The sequence below is a fragment of the Labilibaculum sp. DW002 genome, assembly GCF_029029525.1.
Taxonomy (GTDB): domain Bacteria; phylum Bacteroidota; class Bacteroidia; order Bacteroidales; family Marinifilaceae; genus Paralabilibaculum; species Paralabilibaculum antarcticum.
On record NZ_JAKJSC010000001.1, the window covers coordinates 1,147,433 to 1,172,779 of the forward strand.

23 protein-coding genes are annotated in these 25,347 nt (G+C 35.1%); 19 read left to right on the plus strand and 4 right to left on the minus strand.

Annotated features, from left to right (window positions below):
- Positions 1-255: 255 nt before the first annotated feature.
- The 11 genes from L3049_RS04430 to L3049_RS04480 all read left to right on the plus strand — a co-directional run bounded on the left by L3049_RS04430 (position 256) and on the right by L3049_RS04480 (position 11,310).
- Complete coding sequence (locus tag L3049_RS04430) at positions 256-1,506, plus strand: DUF4301 family protein (RefSeq protein ID WP_275108585.1); 1,251 nt, start codon at positions 256-258, stop codon at positions 1,504-1,506.
- Between the two features lies 1 nt (position 1,507).
- Positions 1,508-1,813 (plus strand): DUF4301 family protein, encoded by a 306-nt coding sequence (locus tag L3049_RS04435; RefSeq protein WP_275108586.1) that lies wholly within the window; start codon positions 1,508-1,510, stop codon positions 1,811-1,813.
- Positions 1,814-1,952: 139 nt separating this feature from the next.
- Positions 1,953-3,356 (plus strand): tetratricopeptide repeat protein, encoded by a 1,404-nt coding sequence (locus L3049_RS04440; RefSeq protein ID WP_275108587.1) that lies wholly within the window; start codon positions 1,953-1,955, stop codon positions 3,354-3,356.
- 40 nt (positions 3,357-3,396) lie between these two features.
- Entirely contained in the window at positions 3,397-4,329 is a 933-nt protein-coding gene (locus L3049_RS04445; protein WP_275108588.1) for a polyprenyl-phosphate transporter, read from the plus strand.
- Positions 4,330-4,335: 6 nt separating this feature from the next.
- Complete coding sequence (locus L3049_RS04450) at positions 4,336-5,076, plus strand: shikimate dehydrogenase family protein (RefSeq protein ID WP_275108589.1); 741 nt, start codon at positions 4,336-4,338, stop codon at positions 5,074-5,076.
- A 156-nt stretch (positions 5,077-5,232) separates the two neighbouring features.
- Positions 5,233-7,617 (plus strand): DUF2339 domain-containing protein, encoded by a 2,385-nt coding sequence (locus tag L3049_RS04455; protein WP_275108590.1) that lies wholly within the window; start codon positions 5,233-5,235, stop codon positions 7,615-7,617.
- Positions 7,618-7,664: 47 nt separating this feature from the next.
- Positions 7,665-8,900, plus strand: coding sequence for a DUF3999 family protein (locus tag L3049_RS04460; RefSeq protein WP_275108591.1), 1,236 nt, complete (start codon positions 7,665-7,667; stop codon positions 8,898-8,900).
- A 362-nt stretch (positions 8,901-9,262) separates the two neighbouring features.
- On the plus strand, positions 9,263-10,132 hold the full coding sequence (locus tag L3049_RS04465; RefSeq protein WP_275108592.1) for a hypothetical protein: 870 nt from the start codon (positions 9,263-9,265) through the stop codon (positions 10,130-10,132).
- Between the two features lie 69 nt (positions 10,133-10,201).
- On the plus strand, positions 10,202-10,498 hold the full coding sequence (locus L3049_RS04470; RefSeq protein ID WP_275108593.1) for an SEC-C domain-containing protein: 297 nt from the start codon (positions 10,202-10,204) through the stop codon (positions 10,496-10,498).
- 111 nt (positions 10,499-10,609) lie between these two features.
- Positions 10,610-11,161, plus strand: coding sequence for a hypothetical protein (locus tag L3049_RS04475; RefSeq protein WP_275108594.1), 552 nt, complete (start codon positions 10,610-10,612; stop codon positions 11,159-11,161).
- Positions 11,161-11,310: a hypothetical protein gene (locus L3049_RS04480; protein ID WP_275108595.1), complete on the plus strand. Its 150-nt coding sequence runs from the start codon at positions 11,161-11,163 to the stop codon at positions 11,308-11,310. The genes L3049_RS04475 and L3049_RS04480 overlap by 1 nt, the downstream gene beginning before the upstream one ends.
- A gap of 156 nt (positions 11,311-11,466) precedes the next feature.
- On the opposite strand, the gene L3049_RS04485 is transcribed toward L3049_RS04480, so the two are convergent.
- The 4 genes from L3049_RS04485 to truA all read right to left on the minus strand — a co-directional run bounded on the left by L3049_RS04485 (position 11,467) and on the right by truA (position 16,912).
- Positions 11,467-13,479 carry a hypothetical protein gene (locus tag L3049_RS04485; protein ID WP_275108596.1) on the minus strand — a complete coding sequence of 671 codons (2,013 nt, stop codon included), beginning with the start codon at positions 13,477-13,479 and terminating at the stop codon, positions 11,467-11,469.
- A gap of 10 nt (positions 13,480-13,489) precedes the next feature.
- Positions 13,490-14,881 carry an OmpA family protein gene (locus L3049_RS04490; RefSeq protein WP_275108597.1) on the minus strand — a complete coding sequence of 464 codons (1,392 nt, stop codon included), beginning with the start codon at positions 14,879-14,881 and terminating at the stop codon, positions 13,490-13,492.
- Positions 14,882-15,628: 747 nt separating this feature from the next.
- Positions 15,629-16,105, minus strand: a complete 477-nt coding sequence (locus L3049_RS04495) for an RNase H family protein (protein WP_275108598.1) — start codon at positions 16,103-16,105, stop codon at positions 15,629-15,631.
- A 48-nt stretch (positions 16,106-16,153) separates the two neighbouring features.
- Positions 16,154-16,912 (minus strand): tRNA pseudouridine(38-40) synthase TruA, encoded by a 759-nt coding sequence (gene truA, locus L3049_RS04500; RefSeq protein WP_275108599.1) that lies wholly within the window; start codon positions 16,910-16,912, stop codon positions 16,154-16,156.
- Positions 16,913-17,544: 632 nt separating this feature from the next.
- On the opposite strand from truA, the gene L3049_RS04505 reads away from it, so the two are divergent.
- The 8 genes from L3049_RS04505 to L3049_RS04540 all read left to right on the plus strand — a co-directional run bounded on the left by L3049_RS04505 (position 17,545) and on the right by L3049_RS04540 (position 25,313).
- Positions 17,545-18,540 carry an AAA family ATPase gene (locus L3049_RS04505; protein ID WP_275108600.1) on the plus strand — a complete coding sequence of 332 codons (996 nt, stop codon included), beginning with the start codon at positions 17,545-17,547 and terminating at the stop codon, positions 18,538-18,540.
- Between the two features lie 51 nt (positions 18,541-18,591).
- A complete protein-coding gene (locus L3049_RS04510; RefSeq protein WP_275108601.1) occupies positions 18,592-19,260 on the plus strand; it encodes a DUF58 domain-containing protein in 669 nt (222 codons plus the stop codon).
- A complete protein-coding gene (locus L3049_RS04515) occupies positions 19,226-19,465 on the plus strand; it encodes a hypothetical protein (protein ID WP_275108602.1) in 240 nt (79 codons plus the stop codon). The genes L3049_RS04510 and L3049_RS04515 overlap by 35 nt, the downstream gene beginning before the upstream one ends.
- A gap of 19 nt (positions 19,466-19,484) precedes the next feature.
- Positions 19,485-20,516, plus strand: a complete 1,032-nt coding sequence (locus L3049_RS04520; protein ID WP_275108603.1) for a hypothetical protein — start codon at positions 19,485-19,487, stop codon at positions 20,514-20,516.
- Between the two features lie 21 nt (positions 20,517-20,537).
- Complete coding sequence (locus L3049_RS04525) at positions 20,538-21,530, plus strand: vWA domain-containing protein (RefSeq protein WP_275108604.1); 993 nt, start codon at positions 20,538-20,540, stop codon at positions 21,528-21,530.
- Positions 21,531-21,564: 34 nt separating this feature from the next.
- Positions 21,565-22,602 (plus strand): vWA domain-containing protein, encoded by a 1,038-nt coding sequence (locus L3049_RS04530; protein WP_275108605.1) that lies wholly within the window; start codon positions 21,565-21,567, stop codon positions 22,600-22,602.
- Between the two features lie 18 nt (positions 22,603-22,620).
- Entirely contained in the window at positions 22,621-23,391 is a 771-nt protein-coding gene (locus L3049_RS04535) for a tetratricopeptide repeat protein (protein ID WP_275108606.1), read from the plus strand.
- Positions 23,392-23,501: 110 nt separating this feature from the next.
- Entirely contained in the window at positions 23,502-25,313 is a 1,812-nt protein-coding gene (locus L3049_RS04540) for a BatD family protein (protein ID WP_275108607.1), read from the plus strand.
- Positions 25,314-25,347 lie beyond the last annotated feature (34 nt).

Here is a 25,347-nt window from a genome sequence, read left to right on the forward strand (position 1 = left end):
AATTTATCGCAAAAATACAAAAGAAATTAGTTTAATAAGCCTAAAGCGTCAAATTGGAATTTATCAAGATAAAACAAAGCGTTTTCTACCCAAACCCAAAGATCACAATATCTTAAACTCATCAATCACAAATGATTATCAATCAACAAACAAGAAGCTTTACCTGTTAATATTTTTTATATTTAGCAGTGAGGACGCTTTATATATTGAAACTATTCTTTATATTGCTTGAGACACTTAATCAAAACTTTAACCATGTTTTCAAAACAAGACCTATCTCTATTTCAATCCAAATCGATTGATACAGAAAGAATTGATGAACAAATCAATAATTTCAAAAATGGTTTTCCTAAAATGAAACTTAAGAAGCCAGCTACAATTGATGACGGAATATCGCAAATTAGTGATGAAGAACTGGAATTTTATCAGGAAGTGTTTACTGCACATGCGAAGAAACTTTCTCTTTTAAAATTTGTACCTGCCTCAGGAGCTGCGACAAGAATGTTTAAAATCCTATATGACTTTTTAAACACCTATCAGGACACTGAAGATGAATACTTAAAACTCCTTTGTGATAAAGGTCCAGAAACCATGTTTAACTTCTTCGAAAGACTTGAAGATTTTGCTTTTTATGGTGATTTGAGAAATATTGCTGCCGAAAATGACATGGACTTGGAGAAAATGCTCGATAAGAATCAATTCAAGCAGGTTCTAGCTTTACTTCTAACAAAAAAAGGGCTCAACTATGCGAGCTTGCCAAAAGGTCTGCTCAAATTTCACAGATACAAACATTTCTCTAGAACCTCTTTCGAAGAGCATTTAGTAGAAGCATTAAATTACGCCAAAGACACTGATGGTAATGCTCAGATCCACCTAACGGTATCTGAAGATCACAAAGAACTATTTGCTGATCGCCTAAGCAAAACCAGAGAAACCTTTGAAGAAAAATACAATGGCACATTAAATGTTGCCTATTCTGTTCAAAAGCCTTCGACCGACACAATCGCTGTTGATCCAAACAATGAACCTTTCCGTAACGAAGACGGATCGATTCTATTTAGACCTGGTGGTCACGGAGCTTTAATCGAAAATTTAAATGAATTAAAGGCTGATATTGTCTTTATAAAGAATATTGACAATGTGGTTCCCGATCGTTTAAAGGAAACGACCTATCAGTACAAAAAAGCATTAGCAGGGGTTCTATTAGAATATCAGGCATTCCTATTCGATTACCTTAGAATGCTGGAAGAAGACAAAAATATCACTCCAGAACTGTTGGATGAAATGCTAACATTTATGGAAGAAAAGCTTTGTACAAAAGCCCCAGCAAGCCTAAAGGTAGAGGATCAAGCTAAGGTAAAACAATACCTTATTTCGAAATTCAACAGACCTGTTAGAGTTTGTGGAATGGTGATAAATGAAGGAGAACCAGGTGGTGGACCTTTCTGGGTAAAGAAACGGAGATGGATCAGTTTCTCTACAGATTGTGGAAGGTTCACAAGTTGACATGACAGATGTAAGACAAAAGAACATTCTAGAAAGAGCAACACATTTTAATCCTGTCGATTTGGTTTGTGGAATTAAAAACTACAAAGGCAAGAAATTTGACTTACATCAATTTATTGACAAACAAACTGGTTTTATCTCGCACAAATCACACAATGGTAATGACCTGAAAGCAATGGAATTACCTGGATTATGGAATGGTGCTATGGCTGATTGGAATACAATTTTCGTTGAAGTTCCAACAATCACCTTTAACCCGGTTAAAACAATTTTCGATTTGCTTCGTGTAGAACACAGAAACTTATAATTAACAAAGGCCTCGCTAACTGAGGCCTTTTATTTTGGGTAATACAGTAAAATGGACTAATTTTTGTTAATATCTTCTAACTTGAATATTTTAAAATTAATCCTATTTTTGCAGTGCAATAATCATTTTAATTTGGTAGATGATAGATAATACAGAAAACTATCTTGATGATGACGCACTTACGCTCGTAAGTCGCTTTGAAGAAATGGTTAAAGCTGAAACGCTTTATTACTTCGATGTGCACGAATTTGAGAGCATCATTGATCACTATATTGAAAAAAGCAATCTTTCGGAAGCAGTAAAAGTTTCGAACATTGCTAACAAGCAGCACCCTGCTGCCATATCATTACAAATTAAAAAGGCTCAAATCCTTGTGGATCGGGGCCAACATCTTGAGGCGCTTGCTATTTTGAAGAAAGTGCAAAGCATTGAATCAACTAACAAAGAAATATTCCTTTTAAAAGGGAATATATACAATCTTTTAGGAAAGCATCACAGTGCTAAAATTCAATTCGACCAAGCCCTTGAAGTAAGTTATGAAAATCGAGAAGACCTTTTATTTAGAATCGCATTGGCTTTTGAACAATTAAGTCAGTTTCATCTAGCTATTGATTATTTAGAAGAAGCTTTAGAATTGGATGAAGAAGATTCGGAAGTTTTGTTTGAATTAGCCTATTGCTATGAAAAAACCGGGCAAGACGAAAAAAGTATTGTTACCTACGATCGATTTCTTGAATTGAATCCTTTTTCAGATAATGCATGGTACAACATTGGCATTGTGTTTAATCGCGTAGGTAATTTTGTAAGAGCCGTAGAAGCATACGAATACACCTTAGCAATAAATGATCAGCACAGCAAAGCCTACTTTAACAAGGCGAATGCATTGGCTAATCAAGGGCTTTTCGAAGACGCAATTAAAAGCTATACTGAATATCTTGAATTTGAAGATGATCATGCATCAACCTATTCTTATATAGGAGAATGCTTTGAGAAGTTGAATGAATATGAGCAAGCTTTAATCAATTACGAAACTGCCATTAAAACAGATGAAAACCTTGCAGACCCTTGGTTTGGAATGGGCTTAATTCTGATGTATCAAGATAAAATTGACGAAAGTTTGGTCTACCTTGAAAAGGCAAAAACATTAGACGATACAAATTCTGATTATTGGTTTGCTCTTGGCTCGGCTTATGCTAGAGCTGAATCTCCACAAAAAGCGGTAGAGGCCTTTAGAGAGGCGATCGAATTGGATCCTTACGATTCAACTTACCCTATTACACTAGCGGAGTATTACCATCAGAATGAAAATGAAGATACTGCAATTGATGTGCTTTTGGAAGGTCTTAACCAAACACCAGATTGCCCACAACTCTTAAGTAATTTGGCTGCATATTATGCAATTACGGGTGATTTAGGTGCATCGGAGCATTACATCAGAAAAGCCATTGATATTGATTCTGAAAACATCGATGACATCTTCCTACAATTCCCTGAATTGAAGGACAATAAACTCTTTACAAAACTGATTCAAACAAAACAATAACGCTTAGCACAAGCCATTATTGATTCTCAAGTCATTAACTATGTCTAGACAAATTAAGGATTATATTATTATTGCCCTGAAAGGTATGGGAATGGGTGCAGCAGATGTTGTTCCAGGCGTTTCTGGAGGAACTATTGCATTTATAACAGGTATATACGAAGAACTTATCAACAGTATTAAATCTGTCAATTTAAATACAATTAAACTACTTCTTAATTTTAAACTGACTGACTTTTGGAAAGCTGTTAATGGTAATTTTCTAGCAGCTTTGGTCTTTGGAATTCTACTTAGCATTAAATCACTTGCGACGCTTATTACATATTTTCTAGAAGAACACCCTATTCTAATTTGGTCCTTTTTCTTTGGTTTAATTGTAGCCTCTGCACTAGTCATTGCTAGAAAAATTACAGAGTGGAAAATACGCAGCATTATAGCTATGCTTATTGGAATAGGAATTGCCTATATGGTAACCGTAGTCACACCAGCCGAAACAACAAATGCATATTGGTTTCTGTTCTTATCGGGAGCCTTAGCCATTTGCGCCATGATATTACCAGGTATTTCAGGAGCCTTCATTCTTCTTTTATTAGGCAAATACGAATTTGTGCTTAGTGCTCTTAGCAATTTCAAATTCGATGTTATTGCCGTAGTTGGAGTCGGTGCTGCGGTAGGCTTATTAAGCTTCTCCAATCTGCTTAGCTGGCTACTTAAAAAGTACCACAATATGACCATTGCTCTTTTATCAGGCTTTATGATTGGCTCTTTAAATAAGGTTTGGCCATGGAAAGAAACCATCTCTACATTTACTGATAGACATGGAGTTGAAAAACCACTACTACAAGAAAAGATCCTGCCACATACTTTCGAAAGTCTACAAGGACAAGATTCTCAATTACTTTTTGGAATCCTTCTTGCAATTGCTGGCTTTCTATTAATCTGGATCATGGAAAAATATTCTCCTGAAACAAAATAAAATCTCATGGATACTTTTGGAATTCTAGGCTACCCTCTTGGGCATTCTTTCTCTAAGAAATACTTTACGGATAAATTTAAAAATGATGGTGTTAATGCCGATTTTTTAAACTTTGAACTGCCAGCAATAAGTGAATTTCCAAAAATCCTAAACCAACACAAGAACCTAAAAGGATTTTGTGTTACCATTCCATACAAACAAGATGTGATTCAATTTCTTGATGAGATTGATCCCTTAGCAAAGCGAATTGGTGCAGTTAATTCGGTTCAAATTATTCGCGATGCAAACAAAGCCAAACTTGTCGGATACAATACCGATATTCATGGCTTTATGAATTCCCTAAAACCGTTTCTGAATGGGGTAAAACCAAAAGCCTTAATATTAGGAACGGGTGGCGTTTCCAAAGCAGTAGCCACAGGACTAGAGGAATTAGAAATCCCTTATACTTTTGTATCGAGAACTGCAGGAGAAAACAAACTAAGCTACGAGATGCTTACTTCTCAAATAATGGAAGATTATCATCTTATTGTGAACTGTACACCTCTTGGAACCTTTCCAAAGGATGATACTTGCCCAAACATTCCATACCAATTCCTAACTAAGAATCATTTCTTGTACGATGTGGTGTACAATCCTGCAGAAACTCTTTTCATGAAAAAAGGAGCTGAGAAAGGTGCACAAACAATAAATGGATTGCAAATGCTTCTCCTTCAAGCAGAAAGAAATTGGAAAATCTGGAATCAATAAATTAAGCCGAATACACTTTTCCGTTTAAACCTAAGCTCTAATTAAATATTTTGTTTAATTAGCATGCTTTTTATAAATTCGAACTCACTATCATTCGACTACTAACTCATATTAGACATTGAGCTAATCGAATGCGGATACCCAAAATTCGACCAGATGCCTGATAAAAACGATAAGATACAAGAGCTCCTGAGAAAACAAGAATCTCTTTGGAACAAGCAAGAATTACTTTCAAATGAAATAAATGATTTACGCTTCGAAATTACTCGTTTGCAGCAATCCGATAGTCAAGCGCTACAGGAAAAGCCAAAAGTTGAAACGCTGAACGATATTTTACTAGAGTATAAAGCGCCACAAGAACAGACTCCAAGTGTACCAGAAATAAAACAAAGCGTTGCAGATAAAAACAAAGCTCGAAAATCAGCAATAAAAGAAACCATTGCTAGCAAAAATAAAGCTCCTAATCTAGATCTTGAGAAATTTATTGGTGAAAATCTAATCAATAAAATTGGGATTATCATTACGGTGATTGGTGTGTCTATTGGCGCAAAATATTCTATCGACAATGATCTAATTAGTCCTTTAACCAGAATTATCTTGGGTTATTTGGCTGGTATCGGCTTACTCGGCTTCGGAATTAAGCTAAAAGAAAAATACGAAAGTTACAGTGCCGTTTTGGTAAGTGGCGCCATTGCAATCATGTATTTTATTACCTATGCAGCATACAGTTTTTACGAACTCTTTCCACAAACTCTTGCCTTTATACTCATGCTCGTCTTTACTGTTTTTACAGTAGTTGCAGCGATTAATTACAACAAACAAGTAATTGCACACATTGGTTTGGTTGGTGCTTATGCTGTCCCATTCCTACTTAGCGATGGTTCGGGAAAAGTTGCCGTTCTTTTTAGCTATATGGCGATTATTAATATTGGAATTTTATTTCTTGCCTTTAAAAAACACTGGAAACCATTATACTATTCAGCATTCTCTTTAAGTTGGCTAATCTATTTCTCTTGGTTTGTAGGAGATTATTCTTACGATGAACATTTTTCTCTTGCTAGCACATTTTTGTTTGTGTTTTTTGCAACCTTCTACCTCATGTTCCTTGCTTACAAATTGGTTCGCAAAGAAGCTTTAGAGAAAACCAACAGCTCTTTATTGCTAAGCAACTCTTTTATATTTTATGGCATCGGAATTGCGCTTTTGAGCAAAAACCACGATGAATATCTTGGCCTTTTCACTCTTTGCAACGCAATTTTACACAGCATCGTAAGTATTATCGTTTACAAACGAAATCTTGCTGACAAAAATATTTTTTACCTGATATCTGGATTGGTTCTGATTTTTACCACCATAACCATACCTGTGCAATTAGATGGCAATTGGGTTACACTACTTTGGGTTACCGAAGCTGCTCTTTTATTCTGGATTGGGCGAACTAAAAAAGTCTCCATATACGAGCTACTGTCCTATCCTATGATGATTTTGGCATTCTCTAGCATCCTACAAGACTGGAGCGAAATGTACTATTCCTATCATGTATCCGATCCATTATCAAAAATTACACCTATACTTAACGTACATTTTCTTAGCGCTATACTATTCATTGTTTCCTTTGGCTTTATCAATCGAATCAATTACAATCCGAAGTATCCATCACAAATCACATCGAAGGAATTCCTTAGCAAAGCAATTTCCTTTCTAGTGCCATCCATCTTACTATTTACCCTTTATTTTTCTTTACGGATGGAGATCGATACCTACTGGAAACAAGTATTTAGCGATTCGGCAATTTCTGTTCAAGCAGATGGCCAAGACTATGCACGCACAATTAAAAACTTTGACATCAAGAACTTTCAAAGCATATGGATCATTAACTATTCTTTGTTATTTTTTGCACTGCTATCCTTTGTTAATATCAAGAAAATTCAGATTAAAAAACTCGATTATGCTTGCACTGGTTTACTTGCCTTTACGGTGATTTTATTCCTAACACAAGGACTTTATGCCATAAGTGAATTAAGAGAGGCTTATTTGAACAACGAACAATCGGAGTACTTTCAACATGGCGCCTTTAACATTATCATTCGATACATTTCCATGGGATTTGCAGGATTAGCCTTGGGCGCTTTATACATGCAAATTAAAGAGCGTTTAAACACCAAAAGCTTACGACTTGGCTTCGAATATTTATTAGCTACCTCTATCGTGTGGATCTTAAGCAGCGAATTGCTAAACTGGATGGACATTGCTGGATCTGCTCAATCGTACAAACTTGGTTTGAGTATTCTTTGGGGATCTTATGCCTTATTACTGATTTCTTTTGGGATATGGAAAAACAAAAAGCATTTGCGAATTGCAGCAATCGGATGGTTTGGCATTACGCTCGTTAAGCTATTCTTTTACGACATTTCGCACCTGAGCACAATCGCAAAAACAATCGTATTTGTATCATTGGGAATCTTACTTCTGATCACCTCGTTTCTATACAACAAGTATAAAAGCAATATTTCTGAGGAAGCTGATACCGAGATCAATTAAATAGACAAAAAAGAATCGAAAGATCCTTAGCATATAAAACTCTAATCATGAAAACTAGAATCTGTATCTACCTGTTCCTTTTTGTTTGCACCAATTCGTTCGCACAAGCAAAAGACTACGATTACCAAAGAGAGTTAATTGGAGTTACAGATCAGTGGCATAAACTAGACTTGCCAAATGATTTATTCGCTAAGCTTTCTACCGATTTATCGGATATTAGAATCCTTGGGATCTCAGCGAACAAGGATACGTTGGAGGCACCTTATTTAATTCAAGCCTCGAAAGAAACGATTAAAACAAAGCATGTCGATTTTAAATTATTGAATAGCACGCACAATAAAAATGGATATTACTATTCGTTTAAAGTACCAACGGCCGATGCAATCAATCAAATTCAGTTGGATTTTAAACAGGATAATTTCGACTGGGCTGTTTCTTTGCAAGGAAGTCAAAACCAAAAGGATTGGTACACCATTATTGAAGACTACCGAATACTATCCATTAGTAATCAGCACACCGATTACAAACATACACAAGTAAATTTCCCTGCGGCCAATTTTCCCTATTTCAGATTGCACGTAGCGAGCAATGAAAAACCAGAATTGCAAAAAGCGAACTTGTTACGCAAAGAAGTGGTGAACGGAAAATTGAGAAATTACCAGATTAAAAAACAAGAGATAAATCAGAACAAAAAGAGGAAAACAAGCGAAATTGACATTGATTTAGAAGCTCCTGTTCTGATTAGTAGTCTGACAATAAAGATAGACGAAAGCTTCGACTACTATCGCCCAATTAGCATTCGCTATGTTACCGATAGTGTAAAAACAGAAAAAGGCTGGAAATACAATTACAGAACAATTACTTCGGGAACCTTATCGTCACTTGAAAAAAATGTGTTCAAATTCAAAAGCATAAAAGCTCAACATTTAAAAGTGATCATCTCCAACCAAGATAATCAGGCGCTAAAAATAAGTGGTGTTGAAGTAAGCGGATACATCTGGCAACTGCTTGCTCGCTTTAAGGAACCTGCCTCTTATTTCTTAACCTATGGCAACAAGCATTCACGTAAGCCCAATTACGATATCGCCCGTTTTTCGAATAAAATACCGAAAGAAATTGCGGGAATTACTTTAGGTAAAGAACAAGTTATTAAAAAGAAAGCCAAAACACCAAAAGAAGGTCTATTCATGAACAAAACATGGCTTTGGGGAATAATCGGTCTTATGATACTTCTACTGGCTTGGTTCACCTTAAAAATGATGAAGAAAACAGAAGAAAGCTAGAAACAGTAAGCTTTCTTACTTTCATTCATTTTATTCAAAGCCCACAATAGACTTTACAGAGAAAACCTTTTGTTAATCACTGTACTTTTCATAAATTCGAGAATTCTAATCTTTCGAATGAAGTGGGAATGCAATCTATTTTGCAAAAGAGGATATGAATTCTTTTTATAAAATGAACATATCCATACACGGGGGTATAGACAATGCAAAAGGGAATGAAATTTTAAATAGGGCAAATTATTTTTAAAAGGGCTGAAATAATTTATCCTAAGTGGTATTCACAGCCAAAAAAATGATAACAGGCGGATATATTTCAAAACAAGTGACGAAACATATCGCCATACCGTTACCTTCAATAGCAAATGAAAAAGAGCATAGCACTTTTATTAATAATAATTGGACTGCAAGTTTCTGGTCAAACTACAATTGATTCGATTGTTAAGATCGAAATTGTGGACTATGAGAATAATGATTTTGACAACATGAAAGGTAGAACATATCAACTCATCGCATTAAAAAACAGTTTCTCTGTTTATAATATGAATATTTTTACTGGTTTTGAATTACTTGAAAAGCTGAAGAAGGATGATAAATTTCGTTATGAAACGATTTTGAATAAATTTACAAAGGATTCAATGGAAGTATTCAAAATTGAAATAAATTCATTAAAACAAGAATATTTTATTGAACCAAATGCAATTGATTGTGTATCGAGAAATCAAATTGATTCACTATTATTTGAATTGGAGCGAATCCCTACTAAATCTATATTCAAAGAATTAGGGCTTAATCATGAACTACTAGACAATAATGCTTTAAAACACCTAGAGTTATTTCTTCAAAAGAACTTTAAAAATTCGAAACTTAAAGAGTCACAAAAAGCGTACTGTTTAAATCAATTGCAAAATAGTGAGATATTACAAATATCGGCAAAAGAATTAATTCGTAAAAACGCTTTCAGTGATTATGGATACACAAGCGTTACAGTTTACAGACAAAGTGATACTTTGAATTACCAAACCAAAGGTACTAGTTACTATAAGTTACCTTGGTTTAATGAAAATAAAAGAATTTATACCTACAATCCAAGAACTTCTATTTTGCTAGGTACAATAATTCCAAATGAGATAAATAGAGATCTATTACAAGGGAGAAATTTCACGAGAGATTTATACTTTTATGTAATTGATAAATACTGCTTGACTCGACAAGATCGTTTTAAAAAGAAATAGCTAAAGCAGGTAATAAAAGCTAAATGTATCATGACCGTTGATTAATCTAGCAAAAAAACACACAAATTAATGGGAACTATTATAAACAACATTTTAAATTATTTTTCTTCTTCCGAGCAAGAGGAAGAACAATTAATAGAATTCCAACGAAATGACAAATGCTTTTGCGATAGTGGTAAAAAATATAAAAACTGTCATTTGATAAAGCTTCGCAAGAAAGGGAAAATGGCACTTTATTCTGTGGGAAAAAATGGAGAAGGTAAAAAAGTCAAAATTCTATCAGAAAGAAAGTATCGACATCAAACTATTCGATTTACAACCAACTTAACAGGTAATGATATCGGAGGTGGTGGAAATCTTGAATAAAGACAAATTTGTTAGGCTTACTTCTTTGGATCTATCCGTTAAAGATTTTAATTTAAATCGCTAAAATTAAGCAATACCGTTACAAGCAATCTTTTAAGTCAGCATCAAAACATGAAGAAAGTAAAAGATAAAAGACAACAGCAGGCTTTAAATATTTTCTTAGGAATAATTTTTATGACATTACCGATTATCGGTATTGCTTTAAGTGCAATTGCAATTGGAGGTGATATAGGAAATTACGTAGAACCATACAAATTCTGTTTTATTTGGGGAGTAATAGGGGTTGTGTTAGCTTATATGGTTACATATAAATTGAAGCCAATTATTATGACTGTCAATAAAAACATAAAAAACTATTCACAACTAAGATTATATTTTTCATTAGGATTTATTGGTATTGCACTAATAGTAGGCGTGAAAATTAATTCATACAATTCATCTTTGGACAAAACATTCAATTCAACTTTGATTTATAAAACTCAAAAAAAAGGTGGTTACGGTGTTGTAGGATATAACAAACTCCATTTTTTTATAAATGAACAAGCTATTGAATTAAGATGCCATCTGAAATATTGGGAAAATCATAATTTAGGCGAAAAAATAAATATTGAGTTTTATAAAAGTAAAATGGGATTCCACTATTGGAAAATTAAGAATGAATAATGGATTCTATTAACAATAAAAAAGCACTTGCGGTGAATAAACTCCCTAATCTCCGCAACAAAAGCAGAGAAAAGGATGCGAGCAGAGGAAGAAGCACTAATTATGAATTAGTTGAATTACCAGACGGCAACAAAGCTGAGCATATTTAATTCCTGCTACTCAAAAAACAATAGAATCAATGCAGCATCCCGACATTCAAAAATATGTTGGATCCCATAGATGAAGAGGACAAAAGAAAATTATCAATCAATATTGTCCTATTTATTTTTGTATTGGGCTATCCGCCCAAACCCGAATTCATTTTTTTACAGCCCCATTTCAAACACAATTAAATCACCTTTTTCCGTTAATCTTGTAGCACTAATTGCTACAAAATTTTCATCAGTAAAAGTTAAATCGTTTAGTTTTATCCCTTGTGGCAAAGCAAATTCTTTTTCTGATTTTATACTACCTGCTTCATCAATATGGACGACTTTGATTTTATTATTAAATGTTCCTGCAATAACAAAACTATTATCAGCTAAGCTTATAATTTGTTCTATATTTCCTTTTCCAGTAACACTAATGGGTGATTCCCAAATCTTTTCCCCATCTATATTGTATGCACTTGCAAAAGCTCCTGTAGCGTTTAAACCAGCAAAAACGATTTTATTATTCCCATTAATACCAACGGCGGTTGATTTTAAGCCTTGATCCAATAAAATATCCCATTTTAAATAACCTGCCTGGTTAATAGCAAATATCCAATTGCCCGCAGCAGCATAAGCAATACCTGAGGTATCACTAGCAATATTATAAACCTTACCCTTGCTTGAGTATGCACGCGACCACAATTTTTTACCATTGGCATTGAGTTTTACTAAACCAGGCGTAAAAGTTGAATCTTTTTTGTTTGTGCTATAGCCAGCAATTAAAATTTTATTGTCGGAATAAACTACAAAATCGAGTACTTCATCAATATCAATTCTTTGATTAAAAATATTTTTACCATTGGCATCAAGCTTGTAAATCCAGGCTTGCCCTTGTACACTATCAACTATGGCATCCGTAATACCTGCAACATAAATTTCATTTTGAGCACTTACACTAACTTTATTTACAGTATCATCAAAACGGTTTCCTAAAAACTTATTCCAAATCATTTTTCCACTAGCATCTAAACCTAAAAGCCAAGAATCGTGCATCTCTCCCTCTGCTTTACGCGACGATGCAGCTACTAAAAGCTCTCCATTTGGGCGTGAGGCAATTCCACCACCAAAATCATTAAACTGCTGGTTATCGAATCCTTTTACAAACTTGTAATTTTCCGTTGCAAAATCCTTAAGGATCTCTTCTCCTAATACACTAGCTTTAAGATTAAAAATATCAATGTAATGCTTGCCTTCAGGAAATGCAGACACAAATTTGTTATAAGCCTCTATGCTATTTACACTTTTAGCCCATTCAAAAAGCAATTTCTGTTTTAAAACTTTAGCTTTTGACATTTTTGATGAATTAGGAAATTCTGCCATAAAATGCTCAATAGCTTCAAGTGTCTGTTTATCGGATGCAACTTTAAAAGCCATTCCTTCCATTAATTTCTTAACCTCATAAACTTGAGCAGCCTCAGGATATTTTTCAACAAAATTTCGCAAACTATTAAATGATCCCTCACTTATAGCAGTTTTATAGGCTAAGTCATTGCGCATCTTTATTGCAATATCAGCTTGAGCTGATTCAGGATAATCCTTTAAAAATTGATTAAATGCAGCAAGCGTATTTTTATTCTCAGCTTCACGAAACTTTATATAATTCAAAATATGCGAAACATTGACATAGTATTTAGACTCAGGAAATTCATTTAAAAACCTCTCAGCATAATCTGTATTGTTTTCCTCTCGTACAAATTTTATCAACTTATCATCCATTTGTAGGCGCAGCCAGTCCATGTTTTTAATTACCGGTCTATGTCCACGCCTTTTATCTAGTTTTAAAAATAAATCGTTTAAAACAACTTTATCTCCTGCAGTAAACTGAGATTGCGTTGCATAGGCTTTTTTAAAGTATCCCAAAGCTTTAAAATAATCTTTGCCCGAATATTTATCAAATGAGTAAACAATAGCTTGCCCCAAATTAGCCATTGCTGATTCTGGTTCTTTTACTAAAACTTTATCGAAATTTACTTTAGCCTTACCGAGTCCAGTATCAATATCAGTCTGAACACTTGCCTCCATGCCTTTGAATAAATCATTTTTATAGATTTTACTAGACTTCTGTGCTATACTAATAAATGATATTAGCAGGAAAACGATCAGCAAATTTATTTTTCTTGAATTCATAATTAAGGGCTTATTTTTTTAGTACTAAAAATTCCACACGACGATTATTCGATCGTCCAACTTCGGTTTTATTGGTATCTAAAAACTTAGACTCTCCATATCCAACACCTTTGATTCTTTGAGAATTGACTCCTTTACTAACAAGATAGTTAACCACAGATTCTGCTCGTTGCTGACTTAAATTTTGATTTAATTCATCAGACCCCACATCATCAGTGTGCCCACTAATCTCAATCAAACTTACTGTTCCTTCTTTTAAAAATTCGACTACTTTATCAAGTTCTTCAAATGAAGTTGGCAAAAGCGTACTTTTTCCCGTTTCGAAGAAAATATTATTTAAAATAAGAGCACCTCCTTCTTCAATATTTCTTAATCCCTCGGTAAAAGAATCTTTAGGTAGTATGGGCTCTTTAAAAACAATCGTACCTTCTGTGTGACAATTATTTTGATCACTTACATGATAAGTATATGAACCTGCTTCTAGATTTTGAAGTTTCTGTACATTTTTTGTTCCGTTACTCCAATCAATATTGTAAGGAGGTTCTCCTCCTGATATTCCTAAGCTAATGATACCATCATTTATTATCTTACTAATTTGACCTGTAACAGGATTTAGACCTCCTGTATAAGAAGAATCAATAAGCACGGTTTTTAATCCTTTCGGAACGCATGCACACATATTACAATCAACTAGGGGACGAATTTCAAAATCGTCAAAAAAGTAATAAGCATATGACTTGCCTTTTTTATTCTTAGTATCACGACCAGTAACTACATAGTTCGTGTTATCGTAGTTTTTAAAGTTCCCCACAACAAAGAATGCCTCACCTCCTTTAGCTGTATATACTTGACAGAACTGTATCCATTCTTCTGTATTGTCTAAAAACAAACCTTCTTTATTAGTTAAATCTGCCTTTAAGTTTAAAAATGTTTTATTACCATTGGCTATTTTTGATTCTGTAAAATGCATGCTCAATTGATCAACAGCAAATTTACTACCAGATGCTAATTTGTACCAAAATGAAACACAATATTTTTGACCAGGAACCATAACCCTGCTTAAAGTACCTTGAAAGTATTCTCTGAAATCACGATTACTTCCGCTTAAAATAGCTCCCATATATCCTTTGCCAGATTTAGCCTTGCTGTATCCTGCAAAATTATCTGGCACTTTTACTTCATTAGCCCCACACTCATTAAAATAATCGGGAGTAGTAGCTGTTGGATAGGTCCAGTTAGGAATTAACTTATGTGTCTTATCCATAAAAGTGTAGCTTTCAGGACATTTTTCATACACTTCAAAACTAGGATTAAGTACCATATTCTCAACTTGAGCATATGATCCAAAGCTTGTGAAAATAACAATCAATACTATGAGATGTTTTACGTAGAGCTTTCTCATTATTAAATAGAATTATGTTTGTGTTTCTAAATTTTAAATAAATATATCGAATTGGTACGTTTTATGATAAAATAAAAGCAAAAATTTAGTTTATGCTTAACTATTTATTTTTTTTGAATTGGGCTATCCGCCCAAACCCGATTTCATTTAATGAAGAGCTTATCCGACTTAAAGACAAACAAAAAAAGCTATTTGGAATGGAAAAGTAAATCTAAACTAGTGAAGCGTTTGTTTGAGCCACAAGGCTCTTACTTTTTACCATTGATGAAAAAGTAAGCAAAAAATCTAGGGCGCGCTTCCTCGATCACCCATCACAATTCATGAACTTAATGAAAAAAACTCGTTTCACTCAAACCGTTTTTCATTCTTAACACTCATTTCATCTATGGGTCCCGACCTGCGGATTCGATGCCCAACTCTGCAAAAATAATTACAAATTATCTCCCTTCGGCATCATGAAAAAGATTATCTGAATAGCAGCGATACTTTAGTAAGACCGAGAAGCTGGTCGCGATATAGAAGTTATAAGTATTTGCTTTGCAAATACCACAAACTTCATCATTGGGAGTAGATCACTCGGCCGCACTTGAGTCTCGCAATAATTCGGGTGATCTTTTGAATGTAGCCTTGACCTTTTTGCTTCGTTTTTGGGTCAAGCCAAAAATGAAGAGCCCGTCTGGCTCTAAGACAAGAAGATAACAATCAGAAAAGACATTAATATCTGCAGTTCATAAAAGAAAACACTCCTTACAATTCTCGCAATGCATTTCTCGAAGCCCGATCCACTAGCGTAAAAAGACCATCAATTTGACTTTTAAGAGCAGAACGCTTATGCCCTTTAACCTTTACAATCTCACAATTTAAAGAATCCGTAAGTCGATAAAACTCTTTATACAATTCATGGTTGGCAATAAGCTTTCCATTCTTCGAGATGTAATTATTTTTCTCGAATCTCACTCTTCTATCGGGTAAACCAACAATATTTTGAGAGTCAGTAAAGAGAACCACTCGTTTAGAGCTTTCTTCAAGTTTAGCAAGTGTATGGAGTAAAATCTGAATTTCCAATTTAGTAGACGAAGTATCTTCAAATTGCACAAGCTCAAGTAGGTCTTTAGCTTCATTAGTAGGTAAATCTAAATCCTCTACAATTATTGAAGCACCAAAACCAATTCCCGATTGAGGATTTACACTACCATCTGTAAATATGTAGACTTCGGCTGACATCATGTAAATTTATTGATTGCTGAGATTTCTCTGGATGACAATTTGCAATTAAGAATTCGTAATTGATTCTGGATATTCTATTTCAGCTAAAAATAAACCATGCCCAGGAACCGAAGAACCAGCATTCGACCTATTTTTGCTCTCAATTACTTTTCGAAAACCATCCAAATCCATCTTACCTCTGCCCACTTCAACCAAGGTACCAACAATGGCACGTACCATATTTCGTAGAAAACGATCTGCTTTAACGGTGAATACCAACTCATCATCAGTTTCAGTCCATTCTGCTTTGTAAATTTTACAATTGTTGGTTTTCACATCCGTATGCAGCTTACTAAAACTGGTGAAATCGCTAAAATCAAAAAGGATTTTAGCGGCTTCGTTCATTTTTTCCACATCCAAAACATATTGCATGTTCCAATGTGAATCGGTACGAAATGGATTTTTATTCTTGGTAATCTTATAGTGGTAGGTTCTTGCAATGGCATCAAAACGAGTATGCGCTTCATCATTTACCAAAAAGACTTCTTTTATTGCAATATCATGAGGTAGAAAGCGATTCAATTTAAAGGCTAATTTTTCACAATCAAACTGTGTCGTTTCACTCACATTAAAATGCACCATAAAATCACTTGCATGAACACCAGTATCAGTTCTTCCACAGCCCGTTACATTAATCGGTTGATTTAACACAGTCGATAATGCCTTATTCACTTCTTCTTGCACCGTATTAGCATTTGGCTGTATTTGCCATCCATGGTAATTCGTACCTTTATAGCTTAATCGGATAAAATATCGTTTACTCAAATCGTAATCATTTTCTAATTCTCCTCAAAAGTAAGCATTTTTAGTAAGCACGAATGCTAAAGGACAAAAGAGAATTGCCAATTTAGTACTCATTAGTCCTCAAACACCCCTCTGTTCTTCGAACATCTCCCCTTCAAAGGGGAGAATTCAAGATTTTTACTTTTGTATGTAGTTTCACTATGAATCTTTCCCTTTCAAGGGAAAGTGCCGATAGGCGAAAGGGTGTTAATTCTTAAGATTATCTTTTAATATATCTTGTATCTCATATTTTTTTTCATCCAACAAGCTGTGTATAAAATAATAACCTATAAAAGAGAGAATCCTATATTATAAAGTAAGTTTATTAAAATAAGCTAGCTCCATCTTTTGTTACTTGAAACTTGATCTTTTTTACTTTATACCTGAAACTTGTTACTTTGGACTTTATACTTTTTCCTTAAAGCTTGGAACTTGATCCTTTTCACTTGGAACTTATCCCTTTTTCCTTGGAGCCTGGAGCTTCTTAAAATCATTAACACTTTTTAACGGGCAAGCATTTTCATAAAACCCTCAAAGGTTTATCTTTGTAGAGGTTTTTCTCAAAAACCATTGTCTTTTATGTAAATATTTCAAGTAATAAAATATACTTTTTTATGATGCAGACAGTTGATATCAAAGAACTAAACGAGCGTATCCAGCAGGAAAGTTCCTTCGTGGATATGATTTCTATGGAAATGAATAAGGTAATTGTTGGACAAAAACATTTGGTCGAGAGCCTGTTGGTTGGCTTACTCTCCAATGGACACATCCTGCTTGAAGGGGTTCCCGGATTGGCAAAAACCCTTGCTATCAACACCCTTGCAACAACTATAGATGCTGACTTTAGTCGTATACAGTTTACACCAGACCTTCTACCAGCCGATCTTATCGGTACAATGATCTATTCTCAGAAGAAAGAAGAATTTGTTGTAAAAAAAGGACCAATCTTCGCCAACTTTATTCTTGCCGATGAGATTAACCGTGCCCCAGCTAAGGTTCAGGCTGCTTTGCTTGAGTCGATGCAAGAGCGCCAGGTTACAATTGGCGAAAACACTTATAAACTTGAAGAGCCTTTCCTTGTAATGGCTACTCAAAACCCGATTGAGCAAGAAGGTACTTACCCTCTACCTGAGGCGCAAGTTGACCGTTTTATGCTTAAGGTGGTTATCAATTACCCTAAAAAAGAGGAAGAGCAATTAATCATGCGTCAGAACCTTTTAAAGGCATTCCCCGTTGCAAGTCAAATTCTTAAACCAGAAGATATTCTTAAGGCACGTTCAGTAGTTAAGGATGTTTATATGGACGAAAAGATTGAAAAATATATTGTTGATATTGTATTTGCGACACGTTTCCCTGCAGATTACGGACTAGAGAAATTCAAAGAGATGATCGCTTTTGGTGGTTCTCCTCGTGCAAGTATTTCATTGGCATCGGCAGCAAAAGCTTATGCATTTATCAAGCGTCGTGGTTACGTTATTCCAGAGGATATTCGTGCCGTTTGTCACGATGTATTGCGTCACCGTGTCGGTTTAACTTACGAGGCTGAAGCCAACAACATCACAAGTGAGCATATTATTTCTGAGATTTTGAATACTGTTGAAGTACCGTAGAGATTATCAATTAGTAGTTGTTAATTCGTAATTATCAATTCGTAATTAACTATGGAGACCAGTGAATTATTAAAAAAAGTTCGGAAAATCGAGATTAAGACCAAAGGTTTGTCTCGAAATATATTTGCCGGAGAATACCACTCAGCATTTAAAGGGCGAGGAATGACCTTTAGCGAGGTTCGCGAATACCAGTACGGCGACGACATTCGTAATATCGACTGGAATGTAACGGCTCGTTACAACACCCCTTTCGTCAAGCTTTTCGAAGAAGAGCGTGAAATGACCGTGATGCTGATGATTGATGTGAGTGGTTCTCGCGAGTTTGGAACCATGTCGAAACTCAAAAAAAATCAGATTACTGAAATTGCTGCAGTTTTGGCCTTCTCTGCCATTCAGAACAACGATAAAATTGGTGTGCTTTTCTTTTCAGATACCATTGAGAAGTTTATTCCGCCTAAAAAAGGAAAATCGCATATTCTTAGAATTATCCGGGAATTAATCGATTTTAAACCCGAACACCGCAAAACGGATATTAACAGTGCGCTTCGCTACCTGACTAAGGCCATTAAAAAGCGTTGTACCACTTTCGTGATATCTGACTTTATTGATGATAAAGACTTTGAAAAAAGTTTGAGTATTGCCAACAGAAAGCACGATGTGGTTGCACTTAAAATTTACGATAAGCGTGAAGAAGAATTACCTTCCATTGGGCTTAATTAAAGTTAAGGATGCGGAAACTGGCGCGTACAGTTGGATCGACACATCGAATAAAAAAGTAAGAGAAAACTATAGCAAATGGTGGAAGAAAAATAACGATCGTGCCACCGAAATTTTCAAACGTTCAGGTGTTGATGTTGCAAATATCAGAACCGATCAAGACTACGTGAGATCGTTAATTTCTCTATTTAAACGAAGAGGACACTAAAATCTAGAAGTAGACGACTATGACAAATAAAATTAACATCCCATTTCAATTGATCGCAAAACGACTCTTCGTTTTTGTGTTTGTGTTGGGAGCTACTTTTTCTTCCTTTTCGTCTTTTGCTCAAGATGAAGACAAAGGAATAAATTACAGCGCCAGACTCGATACAAATGTGATCGTTATTGGCGACCAAATTAACCTTTTGCTTTCTGTAGAACAGCCAAAAGGTTTGAAAATAGAATTTCCAGCTTTCAAAGACAGTATTCCTTCTGGTGTTGAAATTATCCAACAAAATCCGCAGGATACAATCCCGATGGAAGATGGTCAAATCAAGGTAAATAAGAACTTTTTAATTACCTCTTTTGATGATGGCGTTCACAAAATGAACCCTTTCGAATTTAAAATTCATGAAGATAATTTGATGAAAATTATTCGAACGGATACTTTGCTTTTAGGTGTTAAAACTTTTGAAATTGATACTAGTAAAGCCAATTTTGATATTGTAATGCCAATTCACACACCAATTGCCTTTGCCGAAATTGCACCTTGGTTATTTGGCGGCTTATTTGCAGTAGCTCTTATCGTTTTACTGATATTATATCTGCGAAAGCGTAAGAAAAACCAACCTTTGTTTGTTAAGGTGAAACCAGCAGAACCGGCTCACGTTATTGCTTTGCGCAAATTAGATGAGATCAAGAGTCAAAAGCTGTGGGAAACTGGCAAGGTGAAGGAATTCCATTCTGAACTAACCGATACCATTCGTTTCTATTTAGATGAGCGATTTGAATTGTCAACAATCGAATCAACTACTGATGAAATACTAGCAGCGGTAAAATCGGTCGATCAGCAATCGGAATGGCATGTAAACCTAAAAGAGGTTTTAGAACGTGCCGATTTGGCCAAATTTGCGAAATTCACTCCATTGCAAGATGAGAATGAATTGAGCTTAAAATATGCCTATAAAATTATTGAGACAACCATTATTGAAGTAATTCCTGAAGAAGAAAAAGCTAAGGAAGAAACAGCAGTGGATGACGCTAGGAAGAAAGAATAGTAAACTTTGAAAATACAAAGTATGAATTCTATACAATTTGCAAACCCAGAATATTTTTATTTGCTTTTACTTTTACTGCCCTTAATTACTTGGTATGTATTAAAAGACAAAAATGCACATGCGAGTATTCAGGTATCTACATTAAAGAGCTTTAGCGCAGCACCAAAGACGTACAAGTATTATTTGCGACATGCATTGTTTGCTTTTCGTGTTTTGGCAATTGTATTTTTAGTTGCAGCTATTGCTCGACCGCAATCCAGCAGCAGTTGGAAAAATGAAACCTCAGAAGGAATCGATATCGTAATGTCTCTAGATATTTCGAGTAGTATGCTTGCTCGTGATTTTGAACCTGATCGATTAGAAGCCGCCAAAGAGGTAGCGATGAACTTCATCACTGGTCGCCAGGAAGATAAAATTGGCTTGGTAATTTTTAGTGGTGAAAGTTTTACGCAATGTCCATTAACTACCGATCATGCTGTTCTTATTAACCTCTTTAAGGATATCCAGAGTGGAATGATTGAGGATGGCACGGCAATTGGATTAGGATTGGCCAACGCTGTTAACCGTCTAAAGGATAGTAAATCAAAATCGAAGGTAGTAATCCTCTTAACAGATGGTGTGAACAACCAAGGAGAAATTGCACCGATTACGGCTGCAGAACTTGCTAAAACCTTCGGCATTAGAGTTTATACAATTGGAATTGGAACTATGGGAACAGCTCCCTACCCGATTCAAACAGCCTTTGGTATTAGCATGAGAAATATGCCGGTAAAAATTGACGAAGAAGTATTGGGGCAAATTGCCGATATGACTGGTGGTCAGTATTTCCGAGCAACAGATAACAATAAGCTTAAAGCAATTTATGCAGAGATTGATAAATTGGAGAAAAGTAAAATTGAAGTGAAGCAATACAGCACAAAGAGTGAGAAATACCTTCTTTTTGCAATGTTAGCCGCTCTATTTTTACTTTTAGAAATTGCTTTACGTAATTCAATTTTACGGAACATACCGTAATCGATATTAATTGAACACAGAAAATCATTGAACAATGAATCAATTTCGTTTTGATCATCCAGATCTTCTATATTTATTTCTGGTCCTACCTGTATTAGGTATTTTGTATTGGATCAGTTATGCAAGAAAAAAGAAAGCATTAGCCGAATTTGGTGAAATGAATGTCATTTCTCAACTGATGCCTTATGCTTCCAATACTCGACCGTTTTACAAATTCGGGATTCTTATTTTGGCATTAAGCTTTATCATTTTTGGATTGGCTGGCCCTCAGTATGGCTCCAAACTACAAACGATCAAGAGAAAAGGTGTCGAAATTGTTATTGCTTTGGATGTATCCAATTCGATGATGGCACAGGATATTCAGCCAAACCGTTTGGAACGAGCCAAGCGTGCCATTTCGAAAATGGTAGACAAGTTGAATAATGATAAGATTGGTTTGATTGTTTTTGCTGGTGAAGCGTATACTCAATTGCCAATCACAACTGATTATGGATCTGCTAAGCTGTTTTTATCATCTATTAGCACAGATATTGTACCTATTCAGGGAACAGCTATTGGCGCGGCTATCGATTTAGCCAGCCAAAGTTTCACACCAGATAGCGAAGCAAGTAAGGCCATTATTGTTATTACTGATGGTGAAAATCATGAAGATGATGCAGTAAGTTCGGCAAAAGCAGCTTTGGCGAAAGGAATTATTGTACACACCATTGCAATGGGATTGCCTGAAGGTGCTCCAATACCAGTAAGCAGAGGATCGAGAGATTTTCGAAAAGATGAAAATGGAAACATTGTTATCTCAAAGCTCGATCAGGAAATGGTGGAACAAATAGCTGTTGCAGGTGGTGGAAAACCAGTTATTGCGAACAATACCACTACTGGATTGAATGCGCTTTTTAGCGAGATCAATAAAATGAACAAAACAGAATTGGAACAAAGAGTATACGCAGCCTACGATGAAAAATTTCAGATTTTCATTGCCATTGGATTGCTTTTACTATTTCTAGAATTCTTAGTTCTTGAGCGTAAAAACCGCCATTTAAAAGACATTAATTTGTTTAAACCATCAAAATAGAACACAATTCTGACTATTATGAACAAATATATCGCACTATTCATTGGTTTTCTTTGTCTGTTTAGCTTGGATGCGGCAGCTCAAAAAGAGAGAAAATTCATCCGAAAAGGGAATGGCCTTTTTGAAAATAAGAACTTCCAGGATTCTGAAAATGAATATCGTAAAGCTCTTGATAAAGATATTGCATCTTTTGAGGCTGCCTTTAATTTAGGTGATGCCTTATACAAGCAAAAGAAATACGATGAAGCTCTGGAGCAATTTCAAGCTCTAGCATCAAAAGAAACCGATCCTCAACGCCTGGGAATTCTGCACCACAATATTGGTAACACATTGCTCGTTAATAAAAAGATTGACGAGAGTATTGAAGCTTACAAGCAATCGCTTCGTCACTTCCCGGATTCCAAAGAAACCAAATACAATTTGGAGTATGCTCGAAAAATGAAAGAGAAAGAAGAGCAAAAGAAAAAGCAAAACAAGGATCAGCAGAATCAAGACAATAAGGATAACAAGGACAAAAATAAAGATAAGAACAAGCAAGATCAGAAAAACAAAGATCAAGATAAAAAAGACCAGGGCAAGAAGGATCAGGATAAAAAGGACCAGGACAAAAAAGATCAGGATAAAAAGAAAGGAGAACCTGAAGAACAAAAAAACAAGATTTCGCAACAAGATGCACAGCGCTTGTTAAAAGCGCTTGAGAATGACGAGAAAAAAGTACAACAGAAAGTGCAAAAAGCGAAAGCTAAAGCACAAAAGAAGAAAAAACAAAAAATTAAAAAGGATTGGTAATTGATTTTGACAATATGATTAATCACGAAGGAATAATCTGTAAATTTGCACAAAACAATAACCAAACAAATCAATTCAGTTTATAACATCTGAAAAACAATTTACTACAGATGAAGAAAATATTTCTCTCATTATTAACCCTTATCTTAATTAGTACATCGGTATTTGCTGATGGAATTAAATTTACCGCTTCGGCTCCTAATGTGGTTGAGCTCGGTGAACAATTTCGTCTTACCTACTCATTAAACTCTAAGGGAAAGAACATTCAACTACCTGCTCTTGATGGATTCAGAGTCCTTATGGGACCATCCACATCGAGTAATATGAGCACGCAGATTATTAATGGTAAGGTTACTTCCAGCTCTTCCTATTCGTACACTTACGTACTTTTAGCTGAGAAAGAAGGAAAGTTTAACATTAAACCTGCGAGCATCTCTGTAAAAGGAGATAAAGTTAGCTCTAATACGCTTACCATTGAGGTTGTTAAAGTAAATAAGACTCAGCAAGGATCCGGAAATAATCAATCGAAAAATGCAGCTGCTAGCCAGAAAATAACACAAGAAAATCTATTTGTTAAAGTCCATTTAGATCGAAAAAGTGTTTACATGGGCGAGCATATTGTTGCTACCATAAAAGTATATACTCGATTAACCATTGCTGGATTTGGTGATTCTAAATTTCCATCTTTCGATGGCTTTTTAAGTCAGGAAGTACCAACACCAGGACAAATATCTCTACAAAGAGAAAATGTAAATGGAACCATTTACAACACTGGAATCATTCGAAAATTAATTCTTTTCCCTCAACACACCGGAGAAATTACAATCGATCCTTTCGAATTAGAATGTATCGTTCGTCAGCAAAGAGCGAATAAAAGAAGTGGATTCTTCGATGATTTCTTTGATAATTACCAAGATCTTAGGGTTCCTCGTAAGAGTAAACCAATTAAAATTCGTGTAAAAGATTTCCCTAAAAGCAAGCCAGCAAGTTTTGATGGTGCGGTAGGAAAATTTAATTTAACGACGACAATCGATAAGGATTCGGTTAAGGCCAACGATGCAATTACCATGCGCGTAAAGGTATCTGGTAACGGAAACCTGAAACTAATAAAGCCATTAGAATTTAACTTTCCTGCCGACTTTGAGGTTTATGATCCAAAGACGACACAGAACCTAAAAAGTTCAGAAAAAGGGATGAGTGGCTCTACAACCTTCGAATATTTAATCATTCCACGTCATGGCGGCGAATATGAAATTCCATCGGTCGATTTTTCTTTCTTCGATCCTAAAGCTCGAATTTTCAGAACTAGATCTACACCAAAATTCAATATTAAAGTTGCAAAGGGTGATGGCGATGCTAGCGGAACGGTTATCAGTTCCTTTTCTAAGGAGAAGGTTAAATTCATTGGAAAAGACATTCGATTTATTAAAACCAATGAATTTGAATCACAGTTAAAAGGCGAAGTCTTTTTTGGAACAACAAATTTCTATTTGGGCTATTTGATTCCATTTGTGTTGTTCATTCTTGCTTTTGTATTCAATCGTAAACGCATAAAAGAAAATGCCGATACTATTGGACAAAAAAACAAACGAGCTAATAGAGTTGCAATGAAACGTTTAAAAGCAGCTTCGGCTAGCCTGAAAGCGAAACAAAAAGAACAATTCTACGACGAAATATTGAAAGCAATTTGGGGTTATACTTCCGACAAATTAAGCTTGCCTTTGGAAAATCTAAACAAAGAAAATATTTCGGAGATACTACTTGATAAAGGTGTTGAAGTTGAGCTGAAGGATGAATTCTTAAGCATTTTGGATACCTGCGAATTTGCAAGATACTCTCCATCGGCTGGATCTTCAGAAATGGATGAACTGTATCAAACATCGATGGATACCATTACGAAGTTGGAAAAAAACATTAAATAGATTAGATGATTGTGTCTTCTACAGGTTAAGACAC